The sequence below is a fragment of the Enterococcus sp. GPZ-007 genome (assembly GCF_059374735.1).
Window position 1 is genome coordinate 1 of sequence record NZ_JCAFYN010000097.1, and the last position, 1,428, is coordinate 1,428.

The window sequence follows — 1,428 nt, forward strand, 5'->3', positions numbered from 1 at the left end:
TGTATTTTGCAAGACTTTTATACATAAAATTGCAGAAGAAAGATACACAATACTGCAACCTGAAATCATTCTTTTATTATTTTGATTTTGATAATGCGTTCTTTAGTCGAAAGCTTTCGCCAGTGAAGCTGAGAATATGGGCATGGTGAATCAAGCGATCAACCAAAGCAGCGGTCAGTCGTGGATCGACAAATACCTTGTTCCATTGGCTGAACTCCAAGTTGCTTGTTAGAATAATACTCTTAGTCTCATACCAATCACTGATCAGCTGGAAGAGCAGTTCAGCTCCCTCTTTGGTGAATGGAACATAGCCCATTTCGTCTAAAATAATCAGCTTCAATTTATCAAATTTTCGTTTAAAAACCTCTAGCGTATTATTCTTCCAACGAGTTTCCAGCTCTCCGACTAAGTCGGAGACGCGCCAAAACCGCGTTTCAATGCCTGCTTGCGTAGCCATTTGGCCGAGAGCGCAAGCTAAATGAGTTTTTCCTGTTCCAGGAGTGCCTACAAACACGGCATTTTCTTTCTGACGGATAAAGGAGAGGCTAGTCAATTCATCTTTAGTCGTCGAATTTGGCAATTGAATATGCTCATGCCACTCATAGTTGTCCAACGTTCGTTGAACAGGGATCTTTGCTTGTTTAAAGAGACGCATAGTCTTCAGTTTCTCCCGGCACTTTAACTCATTCTCCAACAAAAATATCAGCCAATCTTCCTTGGTATCTGAGGTGTTTGACCCCATGGCTTGCGGTATATGCGATAAGTGGAGCTGTTTACAAGCTTCTTCTAATCGAGCTTTATCCATTAATTGCCAACCTCCAAACCAGCGGTTAGAAAATTATCATAACTTCCCCAATCAATAGCGTAAGCATCATCTGGGTCTTCCAAAGCGCCAATCAGCTCGTAGAAGTTGCGGTCAATTCCTAACATGTCATTTGTAATCAATAATCCTAACAGTTGATTCAAGCGCTTGTCTTGTTCTTTCCAATCCGTATGGCTCAAGTAAAGTTTGATCCGCTCAGGCAAATACTTCCAATAGCGGGAATAATGCATCGCTCGTGGTTTCCGCCGCCAATCAAGTAGAACTGCTTGCCAGTCAATCGCTCTAGATTTCATCATATAGGGTCGAAGACCCTCTGTGATGATTTCACCGTCTGTGCTAATGAGCTGATAAGAATCAAAGCGAAGTAGTGCATAGATCACTGAATGATTTCGTGCACGAGGAACGTGGACCCGCTCATTGTCTAGCTTGATTTCATTGTATTTATTTGCTTTTACTTCTATTTCTTTAAATACCGGATAATCTGTTTCAGGTAGCGCCAAGAGATCCGTTTTCTCTTCAAGCCAAAGTTCATTAATCACAACATATTTCTCATAATGTACCCGCTCACGATCTTGAGCTAGTCGAGAAGCTAAGGAGTCATTAAA

Annotated in this window: 1 protein-coding gene and 1 pseudogene; both read right to left on the reverse strand. The window is 41.5% G+C overall.

Translation table 11 applies throughout. From position 1 onward, the window contains the following. Nucleotides 1–76: 76 nt before the first annotated feature. Nucleotides 77–805, reverse strand: coding sequence for an IS21-like element helper ATPase IstB (gene istB / locus AC4J95_RS21015; RefSeq protein ID WP_494551541.1), 729 nt, complete (start codon nt 803–805; stop codon nt 77–79). After that, nucleotides 805–1,428, reverse strand: a pseudogene (locus AC4J95_RS21020) (IS21 family transposase); the annotation flags it as partial. The gene istB and the pseudogene AC4J95_RS21020, both read right to left, overlap by 1 nt.